19 protein-coding genes are annotated in these 18606 nt (G+C 38.4%); 4 read left to right on the top strand and 15 right to left on the bottom strand.

Annotated elements, in window-relative coordinates:
* Window positions 1-5: 5 nt before the first annotated feature.
* Window positions 6-1673 (top strand): ribonuclease J1, encoded by a 1668-nt coding sequence (gene rnjA, locus AC1VNJ_RS15490; RefSeq protein WP_013056048.1) that lies wholly within the window; start codon window positions 6-8, stop codon window positions 1671-1673.
* A gap of 42 nt (window positions 1674-1715) precedes the next feature.
* On the opposite strand, the gene AC1VNJ_RS15485 is transcribed toward rnjA, so the two are convergent.
* The 6 genes from AC1VNJ_RS15485 to AC1VNJ_RS15460 form a co-directional block, all read right to left on the bottom strand.
* On the bottom strand, window positions 1716-2378 hold the full coding sequence (locus tag AC1VNJ_RS15485) for a potassium channel family protein (RefSeq protein ID WP_028414113.1): 663 nt from the start codon (window positions 2376-2378) through the stop codon (window positions 1716-1718).
* Between the two features lie 149 nt (window positions 2379-2527).
* Window positions 2528-4333, bottom strand: a complete 1806-nt coding sequence (locus AC1VNJ_RS15480; protein ID WP_048020015.1) for an ABC transporter ATP-binding protein — start codon at window positions 4331-4333, stop codon at window positions 2528-2530.
* A 15-nt stretch (window positions 4334-4348) separates the two neighbouring features.
* Window positions 4349-6085 carry an ABC transporter ATP-binding protein gene (locus tag AC1VNJ_RS15475; RefSeq protein WP_482641028.1) on the bottom strand — a complete coding sequence of 579 codons (1737 nt, stop codon included), beginning with the start codon at window positions 6083-6085 and terminating at the stop codon, window positions 4349-4351.
* A gap of 259 nt (window positions 6086-6344) precedes the next feature.
* Complete coding sequence (gene gnd, locus AC1VNJ_RS15470; protein WP_482641027.1) at window positions 6345-7241, bottom strand: phosphogluconate dehydrogenase (NAD(+)-dependent, decarboxylating); 897 nt, start codon at window positions 7239-7241, stop codon at window positions 6345-6347.
* 187 nt (window positions 7242-7428) lie between these two features.
* Window positions 7429-7875 (bottom strand): TlpA family protein disulfide reductase, encoded by a 447-nt coding sequence (locus tag AC1VNJ_RS15465; protein WP_028414116.1) that lies wholly within the window; start codon window positions 7873-7875, stop codon window positions 7429-7431.
* 102 nt (window positions 7876-7977) lie between these two features.
* On the bottom strand, window positions 7978-8526 hold the full coding sequence (locus AC1VNJ_RS15460) for a peroxiredoxin (protein ID WP_014461006.1): 549 nt from the start codon (window positions 8524-8526) through the stop codon (window positions 7978-7980).
* Window positions 8527-8882: 356 nt separating this feature from the next.
* Between AC1VNJ_RS15460 and AC1VNJ_RS15455 the strand changes: the two genes are divergently transcribed.
* Window positions 8883-9746, top strand: coding sequence for a mechanosensitive ion channel family protein (locus AC1VNJ_RS15455; RefSeq protein WP_014461007.1), 864 nt, complete (start codon window positions 8883-8885; stop codon window positions 9744-9746).
* Window positions 9747-9780: 34 nt separating this feature from the next.
* Here AC1VNJ_RS15455 and AC1VNJ_RS15450 read toward each other — a convergent pair whose 3' ends face one another.
* From AC1VNJ_RS15450 to AC1VNJ_RS15425, 6 genes are all read right to left on the bottom strand, one after another.
* Window positions 9781-10026 (bottom strand): YkuS family protein, encoded by a 246-nt coding sequence (locus AC1VNJ_RS15450; protein WP_013056040.1) that lies wholly within the window; start codon window positions 10024-10026, stop codon window positions 9781-9783.
* Window positions 10027-10082: 56 nt separating this feature from the next.
* Window positions 10083-11210 carry an N-acetyldiaminopimelate deacetylase gene (locus AC1VNJ_RS15445; RefSeq protein WP_098627124.1) on the bottom strand — a complete coding sequence of 376 codons (1128 nt, stop codon included), beginning with the start codon at window positions 11208-11210 and terminating at the stop codon, window positions 10083-10085.
* A gap of 144 nt (window positions 11211-11354) precedes the next feature.
* Window positions 11355-12074 carry a 2,3,4,5-tetrahydropyridine-2,6-dicarboxylate N-acetyltransferase gene (gene dapD / locus AC1VNJ_RS15440; RefSeq protein ID WP_013082280.1) on the bottom strand — a complete coding sequence of 240 codons (720 nt, stop codon included), beginning with the start codon at window positions 12072-12074 and terminating at the stop codon, window positions 11355-11357.
* 129 nt (window positions 12075-12203) lie between these two features.
* Window positions 12204-13082, bottom strand: coding sequence for a LysR family transcriptional regulator (locus AC1VNJ_RS15435; RefSeq protein WP_325076674.1), 879 nt, complete (start codon window positions 13080-13082; stop codon window positions 12204-12206).
* Window positions 13083-13181: 99 nt separating this feature from the next.
* On the bottom strand, window positions 13182-13637 hold the full coding sequence (gene cbpB / locus AC1VNJ_RS15430; protein WP_013056036.1) for a cyclic-di-AMP-binding protein CbpB: 456 nt from the start codon (window positions 13635-13637) through the stop codon (window positions 13182-13184).
* A 382-nt stretch (window positions 13638-14019) separates the two neighbouring features.
* Complete coding sequence (locus AC1VNJ_RS15425; RefSeq protein WP_013056035.1) at window positions 14020-14256, bottom strand: YkuJ family protein; 237 nt, start codon at window positions 14254-14256, stop codon at window positions 14020-14022.
* Window positions 14257-14536: 280 nt separating this feature from the next.
* Between AC1VNJ_RS15425 and AC1VNJ_RS15420 the strand changes: the two genes are divergently transcribed.
* Window positions 14537-14773, top strand: a complete 237-nt coding sequence (locus AC1VNJ_RS15420; RefSeq protein WP_013056034.1) for a glutaredoxin domain-containing protein — start codon at window positions 14537-14539, stop codon at window positions 14771-14773.
* Between the two features lie 29 nt (window positions 14774-14802).
* On the opposite strand, the gene AC1VNJ_RS15415 is transcribed toward AC1VNJ_RS15420, so the two are convergent.
* The 3 genes from AC1VNJ_RS15415 to fadH all read right to left on the bottom strand — a co-directional run bounded on the left by AC1VNJ_RS15415 (window position 14803) and on the right by fadH (window position 17523).
* On the bottom strand, window positions 14803-15285 hold the full coding sequence (locus tag AC1VNJ_RS15415) for a DUF3993 domain-containing protein (protein ID WP_048020016.1): 483 nt from the start codon (window positions 15283-15285) through the stop codon (window positions 14803-14805).
* A gap of 156 nt (window positions 15286-15441) precedes the next feature.
* On the bottom strand, window positions 15442-16653 hold the full coding sequence (locus tag AC1VNJ_RS15410) for an EAL domain-containing protein (protein ID WP_013056032.1): 1212 nt from the start codon (window positions 16651-16653) through the stop codon (window positions 15442-15444).
* A gap of 105 nt (window positions 16654-16758) precedes the next feature.
* Entirely contained in the window at window positions 16759-17523 is a 765-nt protein-coding gene (gene fadH, locus AC1VNJ_RS15405; protein WP_028414119.1) for a 2,4-dienoyl-CoA reductase, read from the bottom strand.
* 171 nt (window positions 17524-17694) lie between these two features.
* Here fadH and AC1VNJ_RS15400 point away from each other — a divergent pair, with 171 nt between their 5' ends.
* Entirely contained in the window at window positions 17695-18561 is an 867-nt protein-coding gene (locus tag AC1VNJ_RS15400) for a metallophosphoesterase (protein WP_013082275.1), read from the top strand.
* Window positions 18562-18606: the final 45 nt, after the last annotated feature.

Genomic DNA, 18606 nt, shown 5'->3' with positions numbered 1-18606 from the left:
TGAAAATGAAATTTGTAAAAAATAATCAAACGGCAGTTTTCGCCCTGGGTGGACTAGGCGAAATTGGTAAAAATACGTATGCCGTACAGTTTCAAGATGAAATTATTCTTATTGATGCAGGAATTAAATTCCCTGAAGATGAGCTTTTAGGAATTGACTACGTTATTCCTGACTACAGTTATTTGGTAAAAAATGCAGATAAAATCCGCGGTCTTTTCGTTACACATGGTCATGAAGATCACATCGGCGGAATTCCTTACTTATTAAGAGAATTAAACATTCCTATTTATGCAGGAAAATTAGCCCTTGGACTTCTTCGCAACAAATTAGACGAGCACGGGTTGCTTCGTACAGCTCAGCTTCATGAAATTACTGAAGATGACGTAATTAAATTCCGTAAAACATCGGTAACGTTCTTCCGTACAACTCACAGTATTCCTGATTCTTACGGAATTGTGGTAAAAACACCAAACGGACAAATCGTACATACAGGAGATTTCAAGTTTGATTTTACACCAGTGGGCGAACCGGCTAACTTAACAAAAATGGCTGAAATCGGTAAAGAAGGCGTTCTATGCTTGCTTTCAGACAGTACAAACAGTGAAATTCCTAACTTTACGATGTCTGAGCGCCGCGTAGGTGACAGCATTCATGACATTTTCCGTAAAGTAGACGGCCGTATTATTTTTGCAACGTTTGCTTCAAATATTCACCGCTTACAGCAAGTAGTGGAAGCAGCCGTATTGCATAACCGCAAAGTTGCTGTATTCGGACGCAGTATGGAAGCAGCTATTGAGATTGGCCAACAGCTTGGATATATTTCATGTCCAAAAGATACGTTCATTGAGCCTTCTCAAATTAACCGAATTCCAGCTAACCGCGTGACTATTTTATGTACAGGCAGCCAAGGTGAACCGATGGCAGCGCTATCTAGAATTGCAAACGGTACTCACCGCCAAATTCAAATTATCCCTGGAGATACGGTTGTGTTCTCATCTTCACCTATTCCAGGAAATACAGTAAGTGTTAGCAAAACAATTGATATGCTATTCCGTGCAGGAGCAGAGGTTATTCACGGTGCTCTAAACGATATCCATACTTCTGGACACGGCGGACAGGAAGAGCAAAAATTAATGCTTCGTTTGATGAAACCAAAATACTTTATGCCAATTCACGGTGAGTATCGCATGCAGAAGATGCACATCAAACTTGCAACAGACTGTGGAGTTCCTGAAGAAAACTGCTTCATTATGGATAATGGAGAGGTGCTAGCTTTAAGCGACAGCGAAGCTTCAGTAGCCGGCAAAATCCCTTCAGGCTCTGTATATATTGACGGAAGCGGAATTGGTGACATTGGAAATATCGTACTTCGTGACCGCCGTATTTTATCTGAAGAAGGACTTGTTATTGTAGTTGTAAGCATCAATATGAAAGACTTCAAGATCGCTGCTGGTCCAGACATTATCTCTCGTGGTTTTGTTTATATGCGCGAATCTGGCGACTTAATTAATGATGCACAGTCCCTCATTACAAAACACTTGAACAAAGTGATGGAACGTCGTACGTCACAATGGTCTGAGATTAAAAATGAAATCACAGACACATTGGCTCCATTCCTTTACGAAAAAACAAAGCGCCGTCCAATGATTTTACCAATCATTATGGAGGTTTAATAAAAGAAAAAGAGCAGATGCAATTGCATCTGCTCTTTTTTATTAGGAACTGGCAAATTTATTTTCGAAGCGGTTGATATCTGCGTCTGCTCCAATAACAATCAACACGTCTCCTTCTTGTATCGTTTCGGACGCCTGAGGAGAAACGATGATATCTCGATCACGCTTAATGGCTACAATGTTAATACCATATTTCGCACGAATGTCTAACTCAATCAGCGTGTTGCCAGCCATTCTTTTGCTTGCTACTAATTCGACAATGCTGTGTTCTTCAGATAGCTCCAAATAATCCAGCACGCTGTTTGAAATCATGTTATTGGCAATTCTTCGTCCCATATCTCGTTCGGGATGCACGATAAAATTGGCGCCAATTTTTGATAATACTTTGGCATGATAATCATTTTGCGCTTTTACCGTTATTTTTTCAACCCCCAGCTCTTTTAGTATAAGAGTCGTCAAAATACTTGCCTGAATATTGTCGCCAATAGCTACGATAACGTGATCAAAATTACGAATTCCTAAACTTTTTAGAACCCCTTCATCCATTGAATCGCCTACTACTGCATGCGAAGCAACGTTAGCATACTCATTTACCTTTTCTTCATCAATGTCAATCGCCAGAACTTCCATTCCTTGATCGCTTAATGTTTTACAAATACTTCCACCAAATCTACCTAATCCGATGACTGCAAATTCTTTTTTCATTTGAATTCCTCCATTATGTACAGGAAAAAATCTGAACTACCGTTATTTTACCACAATTCTTTTGTATCAACCTCATTTTCCCGTTAACAACGCTTATATGTCTTTACTATTTCTCATAAAAAAACAGAAGGATCAGCTCCTTCTGTTTTTTAAGCTGTAGCATGGGTTTGAACAAGGTAATAATATACGCCTTTTTGCTGCATAAGTTCCCTGTGATTGCCTGTTTCAATAATGCTTCCGTGGTCTAACACAATGATGTTATCTGCTTCTCGTATAGTCGATAGCCGATGAGCAATCATGATGGCCGTTCTGTTATTTAACAGCGTTTTAAGCGCTTGTTGAATCTTCACTTCTGTTTCTGTATCGATGCTTGCTGTCGCTTCATCTAAAATAATAATACGAGGATCAGCCAACAGCGTTCGAGCAAATGAAATCAATTGACGCTCTCCCACCGATAAAACGTTTCCTCGCTCTTCTACTTCCGTATCATAGCCTTTTTTCAGACGCTTTATAAAATCTGCAGCCCCTACCGCTTCTGCGGCCTTAATCACTTCATCATCGGTAGCATCCGGTTTTCCAAACCGAATATTCTCCGTGATGGTTCCTGAAAAAATAAAGGTTTCTTGCAGCACAATACTAATTTGTGCTCGTAAACTCGCTAACGTAATATCTTGAATAGGCATATTATCAATTAAAATCTGCCCTTTGTTCACATCATAAAAACGTGTGATTAAATTAGCAATGGACGTTTTTCCAGATCCAGTATGCCCCACTAAAGCAACCGTCTGTCCTTCTTTTATTTCAATTGATACGTTGTTTAGAGCTTTACGCTTCCCATCATAAGAAAATGAGACGTGCTTGAACTCAACTTTCCCCTTCATATTCTCTAAAGACGTAGCGGTTTCCAAATCTGCGACGAGAGGTTTTTCATCTAGAAATTCAAAAATGCGCTCGGATGAAGCCATTCCCATTAATAATTGATTGTACACTTGCCCTAAACGAGAAATCGGTTCCCAAAACATCCCCAGATAAAAAGCAAATGATACAAAAATACCAATTGTTAGCCGCTCATCTTGAATAAGTGCAGCACCGAACCAAATTAAAATGGCCGTTCCGACAGCATTTGTGAGTTCTACAAACGGTCGAAACATGGCATTTTTTCGAGTAGCTTGCCTCCAGCTCTCGTAATTTTCACTGTTTATGCGATCAAAAAACAGCATATTTTCTTGCTCTTGAGCAAATGATTGAGTAACGCGAATGCCTTGAATACTCTCATTTAAATGTGAATTTAATACTGACTGCTTCATACGAACAACTTGCCATGACCGGCGGATTCTTCTTCTCAGCTTTGTAGAAATCAAAAACATAATCGGTAAAATGACTAAAACAGCACATGTCAAAGCAGGACTGAGAGAAAATAATATAACCACAATTCCCACTAACAATAAGAGGTCCATAAATAGGTTAACTACCCCGTTGGTAAATAAATCTTGAAGAGAGTTAATATCATTCATAATCCTTACAAGAATAGAGCCTCCTGAACGCGTATCAAAAAACCGGTGCGACAGCCCTTGAACATGCGTAAATAAATGTTTTCTTAAATCATATATTACGTGCTGCCCGAGTTGATTCATCCATTTAATCCGAAAGACATTCGCAATATAAGATAGGATATACAAGCTAAAAATGATGAAAACTAACTGCATGAGCAGCGTGCTATTCTTATCTTTTACAGCATGATCAAGCGTATAGACACCTATCAAAATAGGAATAGCGAGTCTAATGACCGTCGTGATAATGACCATAAGAAACGAGAAAGGAAGCAAGTTTTTTCGATATGGATGAAGATAACGAAACAAGCGGGCCATTTGCTTCCAGTTAAACGTCTTATCAATGATTTGATCTGTTTGATAATAAAAGCGCTCTCGCACAACTTTATTTTTTTCGCCTGCCATTCTATTCCTCCCTTGTTATACGTTCATCACCGACGTACTGCTTTCATATTGAATGTCGTAAATGTTTTTATAAATCCCTTGCTTTTGAATGAGCGTTTCATGGCTTCCTCTCTCTTTTATACGACCTTCATGTAAGACCAAGATTTCATCGGCATGTCGCAAAGAAGAAAGGCGGTGCGCGATAATAAACGTCGTACGATTTTTCATCACTTCTTTTAAAGCCAATTGAATTTCTCTTTCTGTTTTCATATCAACGGCACTGGTGGCATCATCTAATACTAGAATACTAGGATTTAAGATAAGCGCTCGTGCAATCGCAATACGCTGCTTTTGCCCGCCTGATAACCCCAGTCCTCTCTCTCCCAGCATCGTATCATATCCATCTGGAAGCTCCATAATAAAATCATGCGCCTGCGCTCGTTTTGCAGCATCAATAATGTCTTCTCTAGAAATACCCGGCACGCCATAAGAGATGTTGGTTCCTATGCTGCTTGAGAACAAAAACGTTTCTTGAAGTACAAAGCTAATTTCTTTCCGAAGAACAGAGAGCGGATACTCTTTAATCGGACGATGGTTAACTAAGATCTGACCTGAAGTCGGTTCATAAAACCTCGTGAGCAGCTGTGTTAAGCTTGTTTTGCCGGCTCCAGTTGCACCGATTAAACCTACTACTTTCCCTTTAGAAGCAGAAAACGATATGTTCTCAAGCGATTTTTTATCCTCGTTTGGATAGGATAAGCTAACATGCTGAAACTCGACCGTTCCATTAATAGAGAAACTTCCGGCATGCTCATGGACTTTTTCTTCTTCTTCTAAAATTTCTAGCAGCCTTTCACCTGAAGCTTTAGACTGTGAAAACATATTGATAACAAACCCTAGATTCATAATCGGCCACATTAAATAAGAGGTTAAGCTAAAGAAAGCAACAAGCTCTCCAGGACGTACGCTTCCGTTCATAACAAGCGCTCCTCCGTAAGCAAGGAGACCAACAATAGATAAATTCCCTATAAACTCCATTAAGGGGAAATAAGTTGCCCACACATTCGCTGTTTCAATGTTTCGATTTTTATAAACTCCGTTGGAATCGTTAAATTTAGAGGTTTGAAATTTTTCTCTTGATAATGATTTGACCGTCTGTATGCCGCTTATATTTTCTTGAACATTTGTATTAAGTTCTCCAAACGATTGGCGAATTAAGCGAAACGCTGGATGAACGCGTTTATCAAAACGATAAACAGCTACCCCCAAAAAAGGCAGCAGGCAAATTGTGACAAGAGTGAGTGAAATAGAGTAATAGAACATAACGGAAAAGCTGGCAGTAAGTAAAATGACGAAGCGAATTAATTCTGAGAAGCCAAAAGATAGAAAAAAACGAAATCCTTCTACATCAGCTGTCAACCTGGACATCAAGTCCCCTGTTTTAGCATTGTCATAATAAGAAAACGGTAAATACTGAAGTTTGCGGTAAAGTTTATTGCGAAGAGTATACACGGACTTAATTCCAAATAAGTCGCCGTAATATTGCTGAATATATGTAAAGGTTCCTTTGATGATCATCAGTCCAATAAAAATAAATGCTACATTATCGACTAGCTGATATTGTTTTCCTAACACGATATGATCAATCGTATATTGCAGCACAATAGGGTAAATCACAGTGATGGAGGTTACAAATAACAAGCAAATAACAGAATAAAAAAAGTACATTCGGTACGGCAAATAAAAATCTTTTAGTTTTTTAAACGTTCCCATATACCCCGTCCTTTCCCTTAGCTAAGATGTGGCACACATATTTAAATATATCGGTTTCCGAAATAAATTACCATAATTTTTAGATATTTTTTCAAAAAAAGGTAAATAGTCATAAAAAAGAGGTTGGGATATAGCTAAATGAATTCCATCTAAAGACGAAACTATTCACTCAAACAAAAAAACGAACCACTAATCAAACATATTGATCAATGGTTCGTTTTTCACTTCGTCTAAAATACTTTTGTCCCAGCTTCTTTTTTTATTGTTTTTCCACTGCATGTCCGCCGAACTCATTGCGAAGAGCGGCAACTACTTTACCTGTAAACGTATCATCTTCAAGTGAGCGATAGCGCATCATTAAAGATAAAGCAATAACTGGCGTTGGCACTTGTAAATCTAAAGCTGATTCAACCGTCCATTTCCCTTCACCGGAAGAATGCATAACTCCTTTAATACTGTCAAGTTTTGCATCTTTTGAAAATGCACGTTCCATTAATTCAATTAACCATGAGCGAATAACAGAGCCATTGTTCCATACGCGGGCTACAGCTTCGTAGTCATAGTCAAATTCACTTTTCTCTAACACATCAAAACCTTCAGCAATTGCTTGCATCATGCCGTACTCAATTCCGTTATGAACCATTTTCAAGAAGTGACCGCTTCCTGCTGCACCTGAATAGAGGTAGCCATTTTCTACGTTGATGTCGCGGAAAATAGGTTCGATTGTAGCAAATGCTTCTTTATCTCCGCCAATCATCATACAAGCGCCGTTTCGGGCACCTTCCATTCCGCCGCTCGTTCCAACATCGAAGTAGTGAATTCCTTTTTCAGCAGAAGCTGCAGCACGTCGTACGGAATCTTTATACTTAGAATTACCGCCTTCGATAATCATATCTCCTTCTTCAAGTAATTCTTGAAGCTCAGAAATTACTTTTTCTGTGAGCTCTCCGGCTGGAACCATTACCCAAGCAATGCGTGGTTTTTCTAATTTGCTTACTAATTCTTGAATGGAAGAAACGCCTTCTGCTCCCTTTTCTGATACTTTCTGTACGGCTTCGTTGTTCACATCGAATGCTACCACAGAATGGTTATGATCTAGTAAATTCAATACTAAGTTTGCTCCCATTTTCCCTAAGCCAATCATACCTAATTTCATATGTAAATTACCTCCAATAGTAAGTTTCGTATCATGTTGTTAGTGTTAGTATGGTGTAAACTCACAAGAAAAAATCCACATTTTTATATTTCCTTTATCAGTTACTTCCTACACACAAAAAAGAAAAACATTCGATGCAAGTTCTACTAAGCATCGAATGCTTTTCACCTGTTACAACTGCCTGTATTTATTCGTTCTCGCCTAATACACGATTCACGCGCTTTTCAAGCATTTTCATACCGCTTCCACCAGCTTGGAAGTGGCGTAGCTGACCTGTTTTGTCAAATACATAATATGCCGGTACATATTGATTTTCAAATGCATCCGTTAATTTATGTTCACTGTCTACAAAAATTGGCTGCGTAATATCGTGTTCTGCTGCTACTTCTTTAATTTTTGTTAAGTCTAAATCATCTTCAGAGCGCGGCATATGAACGGCTACTACGTTTAGTTGTTCTTTGTATTGGTCGCGAAATTCATTTACTTGAGGCATTGCTTCTTTACATAGATGACAGCTTACTGACCAAAAATGAATAAGCGTTGGCTTTTCGCCAATTAGCTGCTCTTTTGTAACCTCTCCGTTTAACCATTCTGTAGCGCCCGTTAACTCAGGCATTGGCTGACGTAATTTCATGAATAAAAGCCTCCCTTGTTTTCACTATTATTGACTATATGTTCTTTATTATCCGATGAAAAAAAGGCCTAACGTGGACGTTAGACCTTTTAAACGTTGTGCTTACGCGTTTAAAGTAGCTTGACCTGGTTTCCAGTTAGCTGGGCAAAGTCCGCCAGTTTGTAACGCTTGAAGAACACGTAAAGTTTCATCAACGTCACGGCCAATATTGTTGTGGTTTACAACTGAATATTGTAATTCGCCTTCTGGGCTGATAATGAATAAACCGCGAAGTGCTACACCTTCTTCTTCAATTAAAACGCCGTACTCACGAGAAACAACGTGATTTGTATCAGCTGCTAATGGATATTTAAGATCACCTAAACCATTATCTTTACGATCAGTGTTGATCCAAGCTAAGTGTGTATGGATTGTGTCTGTAGAAACACCGATTACTTCTGCGTCAAGATCTTCAAACTCATCATAACGGTCAGAAAGTGCAGTGATTTCTGTTGGACATACAAATGTAAAGTCCATTGGATAGAAGAATAATACTGTCCATTTGTCATTTTTAATATTTTCTTCTAAGCTAACTTTACCGAATTCTTTGTTTGATAATACAGCTTCCATTTCAAAGCGTGGAGCTTGTTTACCTACCATACGTTCTGGCATACATGATCCCTCCAAATAATTATTAAATGAGAAAATGTATAAAACATTCTCACTTATGTACTGTTATAACGGTTTTCATTATAATGGATATTGTTTTTTTAGTCAATATTAATTAAGAATGAATTTAAACAACATCTTATAATGGTAACATAGTTGTTATGCCCGCCTTTAGGGCAAATTAAACCCTGACTTCAGCAAAAAAATGCTATAAAAGGGTTGCATTTATTTACCTTCTCAGTTTAGCATGTCTAATATCGGGAATAAACAAATGTGCTCATACTCTTACAAAATCTTTTCCACAGAATACATTCCCACTTATTAATATTGAAACAGAACATAGGAAGGATGAACAACGAATGTTTAAGATGCAAGACATCAACTGGGAACAGCTTCTTACCAATGCTGGAGTTATTGTGTTAAAACTTATTGCCATTACCATTGTATTTTTACTTGTACGAGCAATTGGTAAAAAAGTTATTGAGCGTTCCTTTGAAAAAATGAGTGAGCGCGAAAATACTACGCGCGGACGCATGCTCACACTCAAAAGTTTAACCGTTAATGTGTTTTCATATGTACTTATTTTTATTTTTGTCGTCATGCTGCTTGAAGCAGTAAATATCCATGCGACAGCTCTATTAGCCGGTGCCGGAGTTGTGGGTCTAGCAATCGGGTTCGGTGCTCAAGGACTAGTTAGCGACGTTGTAACAGGTTTCTTTTTACTTCTTGAAAAACAGCTGGATGTTGACGACTATGTAACAACCGGAAGTTTTTCAGGAATTGTCGAATCAGTAGGTCTGCGTACTACTCAAATTCGCGGATTTGATGGAACTTTACACTATGTGCCTAACCGTGAAATTACAAGCTTAAGCAATCATTCCCGAGGCAATATGCGCGCGTTGATTGATATTGGCATTTCGTATGATGATGATATTGACAAAGCAATTTCCGTACTAGAAAAAGTATGTGAGCGCGTTGCTGCAACAAATGAAAACATTGTAGAAGGACCAAGCGTGATAGGAGTTCAAGGTCTAGGCGCATCGGACGTTGTGCTTCGTGTAGTTGGCAAAGCTAAAAACGGTGAGCAGTGGGGGGTTGAACGTCAGCTTCGCAAAGAGTTTAAAGAAGCATTTGACGCAAACGGTATTGATATTCCGTTCCCTCATCAAGTAAATATTGATAAAAAGCAGCCTGAAGATGCCAAGCAGCCTCAGCATGCATAAAAATAGCCGAAGGATTTATTCCTTCGGCTTTCTTTTATCCTTGTACCTTGTTGCCTACTTGCTGACAAATTTCTTCTGCCGTTAATCCGCTAGCTGTAATAACTGAGCCTTGCGTTACTGCATCAGAAATCCCCATTACGTTTGAATCCTGCCCTGTTACAACACAGCAATCGCACCCTTGTGCATCACTTTCGTTGCGTAATTGTACCACTTCATGTCCGAGCTGCTGAAGTGCAGCCTGTACATCTGTTAAACCGTATTCTACACCAATTCGTGCCATCGTTGCCCACCTCCTCATGGTATTAATTTAGCCATAAGGAAAAATGATTATACGATTTATTGATTGCCTTTATGTTCAAAATATTTTGTAATAAGTGAAATCGCCGTATCTATTGCGCCTTCATGAGGCTGCAGCTTTGCATGATGAAGCCCATATTCAGACTGAACGCCAAGCCAAAACATAAATCCAGGAATATCTTTTAGCATATAGCCAAAATCTTCTCCCGTCATTGCTTCTTTGCATTCAATGACATCCACGTCGGTTTGCGCTTTGGCAAATTCCATAAACTCTCGCGTGACTTCATGGTGATTATATACTTGATGATACATACATCCATAATCAATGGCTGTTTCACACTGATACCCTACTTCTACTCCTTTAACAATCGCTTCAATTCGTTCTTTAACACGCGTCATTGATTCAGGAGATAGCGTGCGAATGGTCCCTTCTATGCGAGCTCGCTCCGCAATAATATTTTGAACCGTCCCCCCTTGAATTTTTCCTACTGTAATTACAGCGCTGTCTAGCGGATCAACGTTGCGAGCAACAATCGTTTGAAGCTGTGAAACGAGCTGACATGCAGCGACTACCATATCATTTGTTGTATGTGGATAAGCAGCATGCCCGCCTTTTCCTTTTAAATCAATAAATAGCTCAGACGTGTTAGCAAATAGTAACCCTTCCTTCAGTGCAATCGACCCAACCGGATATTCAGGAGCTACGTGAAGGGCAAAGATGAAATCTGGAAGCCATTCTTTCATGATATCGCTTTGGAGCATTGGCTGTGCTCCTCCTGGACCTTCTTCTGCCGGCTGAAAGATGAACAGTACGTTATCTTTGATTTCATGCTGAGCAAAGTAAGTCAGTACGCCTAGCCCAATGGCCATATGCATATCATGTCCGCAGGCATGCATGAGTCCTTCATGCTGTGATTGAAAAGAATAATTCGTTTCTTCCGTGATAGGAAGACCGTCAATATCTGCTCGGTAGCCTATTGTTTTAGTTGGGTTTGTACCATGTACTTTAACAAAGAGTCCCGTTTCCCACGTCTTTACTTCTAAGCGCTCTTGCGGAAGAGTGTTAATATAATCAAGCAAAAAACGCTGTGTTTTCACCTCTTGAAACCCTAATTCAGGAATTTTATGTAGCTCTCTTCTTATTTTCACAAATTCATTTTCAGCCATGTGTATGTCCTCCTCACGAAATAAAGAAGAAAGCGTGGTTGCCCACGCTTCCAACTTGTCCATATGATACGTTTAAGGATTCAGTATCCCAATCGCTAAAACCTATTAATTCAGCAAAGAAAAAGCGCAAACTGATCGTTTTTCTTATTCTTCGTTTAATTGACGCAATTCTTGCTTGATTTCTGTTTTAGACTTTGTTTTTTCGTCAATTTCTTTAATAACGCGTGCTGGCGTACCTGCTACTACTGTGTAAGGGGCTACATCTTCGACCACAATTGCACCTGCAGCAACTACGGCACCTTTACCTACTGTTACCCCTTCAAGAACAACAGCATTAGCACCGATTACTACATCATCTTCTACTACAACTGGTTTTGCAGAAGGTGGCTCAATAACACCAGCTAATACAGAACCTGCGCCGATATGACAATTTTTACCTACTGTTGCACGACCACCAAGTACTACGTTCATGTCGATCATTGTTCCTTCACCGATTACAGAACCGATGTTAATCGATGCACCCATCATAATAACAGCGTTGTCGCCGATTTCAACTTGATCGCGAATAATAGCGCCTGGCTCGATACGAGCTTTAATTCCTTTCATATCTAATAAAGGAATCGCAGAGTTGCGGCGATCGTTTTCAATTACGTAGTCTTCAATTTTTCCTTCGTTTGCTTCAATAGCAGCTTTGATTTCTTTCCATTCACCAAATACTACACCTGTGTTGCCCGTTACAAATGTTTTAGAAGATGAACCAAAGTCAATTCCTTCTACTTCACCTTTTACGTAAACTTTTACCGGTGTTGATTTTGTACTGTTTTGAATAAATGAGATAATCTCATTAGCATCCATCATTTTCATTATGTATTCCTCCTAAGTAAGCAATGTCTCATTTAATGTAACAAAATGCTTTCACAATGACAAGCATCATTATCGTTTTAATAAAAAGATAACGATTGCAAATAAAAAAAGCGAGCACCTGAGCTCGCTTTAGACCGTTTCTCTTACGTATTCACGTACAATATCAACAAATGCTCGAACTTGCTTCAGTTTAAACGCTGATTCATATCCAACTAAAGAAGTGTCTCGTGTAATTGGGTCGCCATTTGCTTTTAGAAGCGGCGTCCGATGAATATGGCTTCCAGCTTCTTTGATAGCAATCGATGGTAAAATAGCGAAACCAAGACCATTTAAAGCCATTTGTTTACACGTCTCAATCTGATCCACTACAATCGTACGCTTCGGTGTAGTATGAAACTCTCGATGCCACCATTCTAAAATTTCTTGATAATACGTTGAGTCACTTTTAAATTGAATAAATGGTCGATGAGTATTTACTACTTCCGCTGCCCTTTCAATTTCTGAATCAACTAGGTAAAGAGGATCTGTAAACAAATGTTCTTTGACGCCTTTCCAATCGGGATTTCCGCGTATGATTCCAATATGTACCTCATCTTCGTACAGATAGCGAAGCATTTCACTGCTCCAGCCGGTTACAAGAGAGATTTTAGCATGTGGGTAACGATCCATATAGCGTTTTAACACCGCCGGCAGCCAGTGCTGTCCAATAATCGAAGCCACCGCTAATTTGAGTGTACCATATACTTCATTATCTAAATGATGCAAGTCCTCGCGAACCCGATCTTCTTTTTCTACTACTTCTTTTGCAAATTGAACAATCTTTTCTCCAGCAGGCGTTAATGACAGTCCTTTTTGCGAACGAATGAAGATTTGTGTATCCCATGCTTTTTCAATGGTTTGCAGCCTCTGTGATAAAGCTGGTTGCGATACAAATAATCTCTCTGCAGCTTTTCTCATATTTAATTCTTGAGCTAATACAACGAGCATTCGACATTCTATTAATTGCATTCAGTTATTCCTTTCAAGCCTCTTTTTACTTTCATTTTACCTTTATCATATAAGAAAAAAACGGAGAAAGATAGGCTGAAACACGATTTCTTAAAAAAATTATTGAAATGACTCTTTCGGGAGAATGATGGACTGCCTTCTTAATGACTTTAACAAATTTCTTCGCGTTAAAATCCCTTCAAAAATACCATCTTCATTCTCTACGCACAAAAAAGGATGGTTAATCATGGCATTTATGACTTTTAATACGGATTTTTTCATGGAGACACGAGGAACATTTTGATTCATAACTTCTTCTACTTTCATGGTTTCTAATCGTTCAAATTCAATGCGCTTTAACCCTAAAATCGAATCTAAAATAAGCGTCATGCTCACGAACCCCTGCAGCTGAAACCTTGGATTTAATACGGGAATGGACGTATAGCCAGTCTTTGTTAACACAAGCAAAGCATGTTCTAAATTATTTCCCACTTGAACATGAGCAACTTTATCAGAAGTGACAAGCAAATCTCGAAGTTCAATTTGATTTAACTGATTGTGATCAATATCAATCATTTATACATTCTCCTTCCATTTCTCATAACTTCCACGTGTGTAAAGAGAAAAAGAACAAGCTACAAAATGAAAATAGCTTGCTTACGTAAATGCGAACCTTTAAGAGGGAATAGAAGCAGACACACTCGATGTTCTCCCTTATATGTTAAGTCTAGATTTTTTTAAAACAAGTGTCAACGAAAGTTCATAATTATCTGAATTTTTTATTTTGCTTTTTTTACAGCATTCGACCCTTTCCTTCCATTTATCAGAAAATCCGCTATCACTTTGTCGGTATTTCCCGGGAAAATAGGACAGAAGCCACCGCAAAAACTCCATACGCAGTAACAAAAAAATGCCGCAAAGTATAAAATCCTTTGCGGCATTCGTTTTGCTTTATCCCTTAATGAATAAGTTCAAAAATTTCAATTGCAATCATATCAACGTTATCAAATTGATAAACAGCTGGCTTTTCACCATCTTGATATACTTCAAGTTCGTATGTTTCAGTTTTTGCATGATATTTCACGCTGCAAATTCTTTTTCCCTCTACTTCGAAGAAGCGTTGTGGCGCTTCACTTCCACTTGCTTGCTCACGGAGATTCACAAGACGAGTTAAAATACCTTGTAATTGTGACATATAATCTCTCCTTTCACCTATTACATCATTACGCATTCGACTTTTCTACAATATCAATTCAAATAAGTACTTTATCTAAACTAATACTTAAAAGACACCATTTCACTATATGCCACATACTAAAAAAACACAAGTACTTTACGTGATTTTTCATAAGAAAATGCCTTATTATAGCGATATATGTCGTTTTTTATTATAATAACATAGCGATATACTATGTATCATCCAACACTTCATTCTACTTTAACACCATTCATTTTGATATAGGGAGGTGCTTTCATTGAGATCTATAGAGCTGTACACACAACCAGCTTGCCCACCTTGCGAAATTGTTAAACAGTTTTTACAGCATCACCACGTTTCCTATAAAGAATTTGACGTATCTAAAGATGCTTCTGCTCGAAAACGAATGACTACTGAGTTAGAGTCTTATTCCACTCCGACTATTCGTGTTGATCAGGAAATTATCAGAGGGTTTGACCTTCAAGCGCTTGAGAAGCTTCTGAACATTGGGTAACAGAAACACTCAAAATAAGCTTTTCTCGGCTATTTTGAGTGTTTCTTACTATATATAAGCTTTTGTACCTTCCATTTCCCCTGTTTTTTTACTAAAGTGATCATTTCATAATGATCTTGGTATTTTACTCGTTCATTATGCACAGCCGGAAAAAATTGATAGACATAAGCTTTGTTTTGGTCGGAATGAAGAGCTACCTTCGTCTGTTCATCGAAAGAAAAGAAAGGGATGTAGTGTGTTAAATATTCAGGTCCCTCTCCGACATATCCTTGAGCTTTTTGTAAGAGAGCCTCATTAAAAAATACGGATGCATACTCATCATCTAAAAATAATTTCAGCTCACGAGCAGCATCTTGATTAGCATGGGCAGACGCAGCTCTTAGCTGAGCCTGATAAGCGTCCTGCAAATTTATAAAGATTTCATGCCTAATCTCTCCTGACACTTCCGCATAAACAGATTTTCCTGAGTACAAGATCATCATCAAAAAGACAAGTAAGCATATTTTCTTCAAATTAACTCAGCTCCTTCGCTTCTTTTTTATTAGAATTCCGAAATTTCCCCTGCCTATGCATATCTCTATAACCGACTGTCGTTCCCCTCTAAAAAAACATAAAAAACCGGCAACCACTTTTGCTGATTGCCGGTTTAACTTCAACTTATATATTCTCTACAAAACGTCTCTTTCATATAAAAAAGAATATGAAATATCAAGGAATATATAGTGCATATTATCAATCGGATACGAAAAAGTCCGGATATTCTCACCTGTTTCAATATCATTATACAAATCTGATAATATGCCTTTTTTTTCATAGCTCATTCGAATAATATTCTCAAGAAAATATGGGCGCCAGCTCCAATTTTTCTTTACATATTCAGGCTCAAGAATCCAATCCTCGTTTTTCTTTACATAGTTAGAAGACTTTTGAAATCCATTTTCATCGCAGATGTAAAGGCGAAAACACACGTTGGATAGTTCTTCTGCAATAACAGGCAGCATATCGTCATACGTTTCTAGCTTTCTGCACTTTGTCATTACCTGCTGCATTTTATCTTGAAAGCGTTCCGTCAGCTGGTAAACAGCAAGCAGCTTTTTCTTTTCATGAGCGATATACATTTCGAAACGTTCCTTTAGTTTATCCTTTAAGATGTTCGGATCGACAAGTTCAGCAGCCGGCTTATGTAAATAATAACCTTGAAAATATCTGCCTCCGTTTCTCCATGCATACTGCAGCTGATAGGAGGCTTCTATATCTTCATATAGAAGCGTAGCACCCATTTTTCTTGCTAAAAGAGATAAAGAATACAATACGTCTTGATACGACTGCGCCATGTCCGTTTGTCTTAGAATATGTAAATCTACTTTTAAGATATCTGGTGACAGCAACCCAATTCTGTCTAGATTACTACTTTCTTTTCCTATATTATCAATTGCAATCTTAATACCATATGTTTGATAATACTTTAGTAAGTGTTGAAGCGATTCCAAATCTCCACTAAAATTGTGTTCTGTAATTTCGAGAACAATTCGATCAAGCGATAATCCTTTATTTTCGAAAAGTTGCAATAATTCTAGCAAGGATTCTCCATGATCGTTCATTAATAAATTAGGGTTCTGATTAATAAAAATTAAAAATTGTTCTTCCTGGGTCAACATATGCTCGAGCGCTTGTGTTAAAACAGCATAATCAACTTCTATGCGATATTCATCCGGAATCGCATCATCATGAAAGAATGGGCCGAGACTTTCAATTTCCCCTTCATTTTGAAACCTCGCCAACACTTCATAGCCAATTACTCTATGTCCATCTGCACTAAAAATTGCTTGATAATACGGAAGAGTTTTCTCTATGTTTGTTAATACATCTAACGGGTCCACTCAACTCTCCCCTCTCCTTGTTCACTTTACGTTAGTATAATACGAATAGCATAATTTTGCTAGTCCTTCTAGGTTTGCTTTGTACTTTTTAGTGCGTATCCAACCTTAAAAAGGATGCTGATTTAGCCACTGTCCCCCGTCCATTGTGATGCATTCCCCATTGATATAAGATGCTTCATCGGAGAATAAGAAACTAGCTAATCCTGCTATTTCCTCAGGAGTTCCAAGGCGTCCTAATGGTACAGAATTCAATGTACGCGCTTTCATTTTTTCTGACTCAAATAACTTATCGGCTCCTCCTGTTCGCTCGATCGGCCCCGGCGCAATCGCATTCACCCGTATACCGTATTTCTTTCCCCACTCTACTGCGAGCGTGCGCGTCATGGTTAAAACTCCTGACTTGGCACAAGCTGAATGAATAACACCTGCTCCTGCGTTCCACGCATATGTAGCCACAATGTTTGTAATGGCTCCTTTTGTACCTTTATCGATCCAATATTTCCCTACTGCGGAACTGCAATAAAATGTACCATTTAATACAATATTAATTACGCTGTTCCATCCGTTAACGGATAAGTCTTCAGCTGCACATATAAAATTTCCTGCAGCATTATTAACTAAAAAATCAATTTGTCCAAATGCCTTGTCTGTTTCTTGAACCATTCGTTCCACATCTTCTGGATTGCGTACATCCATTACCACGGAAAGTACCTGTCCATCAAACGTTTTAATTTCCTTTTCTGTCTCTTGTAATCGATCGGCTGACCTACCTGTGATTACCACATGAGCACCTTGTTCTGCAAATCGCTTCGCCATATGTTTTCCCATTCCGCTTGAACCGCCAGTAACAATTACGACCTTGTTCTTCAATTTATCTTCCTCCCCAAAACATAAGTGTTTTACAACTATCATTTTACTATTTTTTCTGAATAAAGTGAAACTTTTATCTATTTAACTTAAAAGCAGACTTCTCGTTGTGATGATAAAAAAAACAATGCTATAATGAAAACTTGAAAACTATAAGGAATAGGTTGATTTTGCATGAAAAAGACGTATACAAGACGATCTTTTTTGAAAGGACTAGCGTCTATTTCGTTAGGGTCTTTGCTCACCACGTCTTTTGGGTATACATATGCCAAATATATTGAGCCTAGACGTCTGCAAATTGTTCGTCATACAATTACTTCTAAAAACATTCCGAAAAGCTTTAACGGAATAAAAATTTTACAATTTAGTGATATTCACCTTGGACTCTCTTATGATTTATTACAACTAGAACAGCTTATGGTAACCATAAATAATTTGAAGCCTACTATTATATTATTTACTGGAGATTTAATGGATGTACCTAATGAATACCCGCATCCAGAAAGAATTCCCCCGATTTTACAGAGGCTTCAGGCTCCTCTTGGAAAATACGCAATATATGGAAACCATGATCATGGAGGGTATGGAACAAATATCTACAAACAAGCCATTGAAGACGCAGGATTTAGACTTCTAGTAAATGAAGTTGACACGGTTTCCATGCCCGATAAAAGCTACATTCATATTTGTGGACTCGATGATATTATGCTTGGGAATCCACAATATGAGGGAACGCTAGGACAATTACAGCCGGATATCTTTTCTATTGCTATGATTCATGAACCTGACGTTGCTGTCAAAGCAGCTCCTTTTCCAGTGGATCTTCAGCTCTCCGGCCACAGTCATGGAGGCCAAATTCAAATTCCTTTTTACGGTCCTTTGATTACACCGCCCTTTGGGACGGTTTACCCTGAAGGAATGTACGAAGTTGGAGATTCTAAAATGAAGCTTTATGTGAATAGAGGCTTAGGAACCACGCGCATTCCTTTTCGCTTTTTAGCTACGCCTGAAATTACGCTTTTCACCTTGCAATCAACATAAAAACGCCCTTACAGGGCGTTTTTATGTTTTTTTGTCTTTTTTTAG

The organism is Priestia sp. 3CA3 (assembly GCF_056836725.1).
Note: the sequence above shows the minus strand (reverse complement) of the source record. Positions and strands in the feature narration are given on the sequence as shown.

Bases quoted from the DNA above. Each gene is read 5' to 3' on its own strand.
- rnjA (WP_013056048.1), top strand. From the start codon at position 6: ATGAAATTTGTAAAAAATAATCAAACGGCAGTTTTCGCCCTGGGTGGA.
- AC1VNJ_RS15485 (WP_028414113.1), bottom strand. From the start codon at position 2,378: ATGAAAAAAGAATTTGCAGTCATCGGATTAGGTAGATTTGGTGGAAGT.
- AC1VNJ_RS15480 (WP_048020015.1), bottom strand. From the start codon at position 4,333: ATGGCAGGCGAAAAAAATAAAGTTGTGCGAGAGCGCTTTTATTATCAA.
- AC1VNJ_RS15475 (WP_482641028.1), bottom strand. From the start codon at position 6,085: ATGGGAACGTTTAAAAAACTAAAAGATTTTTATTTGCCGTACCGAATG.
- gnd (WP_482641027.1), bottom strand. From the start codon at position 7,241: ATGAAATTAGGTATGATTGGCTTAGGGAAAATGGGAGCAAACTTAGTA.
- AC1VNJ_RS15465 (WP_028414116.1), bottom strand. From the start codon at position 7,875: ATGAAATTACGTCAGCCAATGCCTGAGTTAACGGGCGCTACAGAATGG.
- AC1VNJ_RS15460 (WP_014461006.1), bottom strand. From the start codon at position 8,526: ATGCCAGAACGTATGGTAGGTAAACAAGCTCCACGCTTTGAAATGGAA.
- AC1VNJ_RS15455 (WP_014461007.1), top strand. From the start codon at position 8,883: ATGTTTAAGATGCAAGACATCAACTGGGAACAGCTTCTTACCAATGCT.
- AC1VNJ_RS15450 (WP_013056040.1), bottom strand. From the start codon at position 10,026: ATGGCACGAATTGGTGTAGAATACGGTTTAACAGATGTACAGGCTGCA.
- AC1VNJ_RS15445 (WP_098627124.1), bottom strand. From the start codon at position 11,210: ATGGCTGAAAATGAATTTGTGAAAATAAGAAGAGAGCTACATAAAATT.
- dapD (WP_013082280.1), bottom strand. From the start codon at position 12,074: ATGAAAATGATGGATGCTAATGAGATTATCTCATTTATTCAAAACAGT.
- AC1VNJ_RS15435 (WP_325076674.1), bottom strand. From the start codon at position 13,082: ATGCAATTAATAGAATGTCGAATGCTCGTTGTATTAGCTCAAGAATTA.
- cbpB (WP_013056036.1), bottom strand. From the start codon at position 13,637: ATGATTGATATTGATCACAATCAGTTAAATCAAATTGAACTTCGAGAT.
- AC1VNJ_RS15425 (WP_013056035.1), bottom strand. From the start codon at position 14,256: ATGTCACAATTACAAGGTATTTTAACTCGTCTTGTGAATCTCCGTGAG.
- AC1VNJ_RS15400 (WP_013082275.1), top strand. From the start codon at position 17,695: ATGAAAAAGACGTATACAAGACGATCTTTTTTGAAAGGACTAGCGTCT.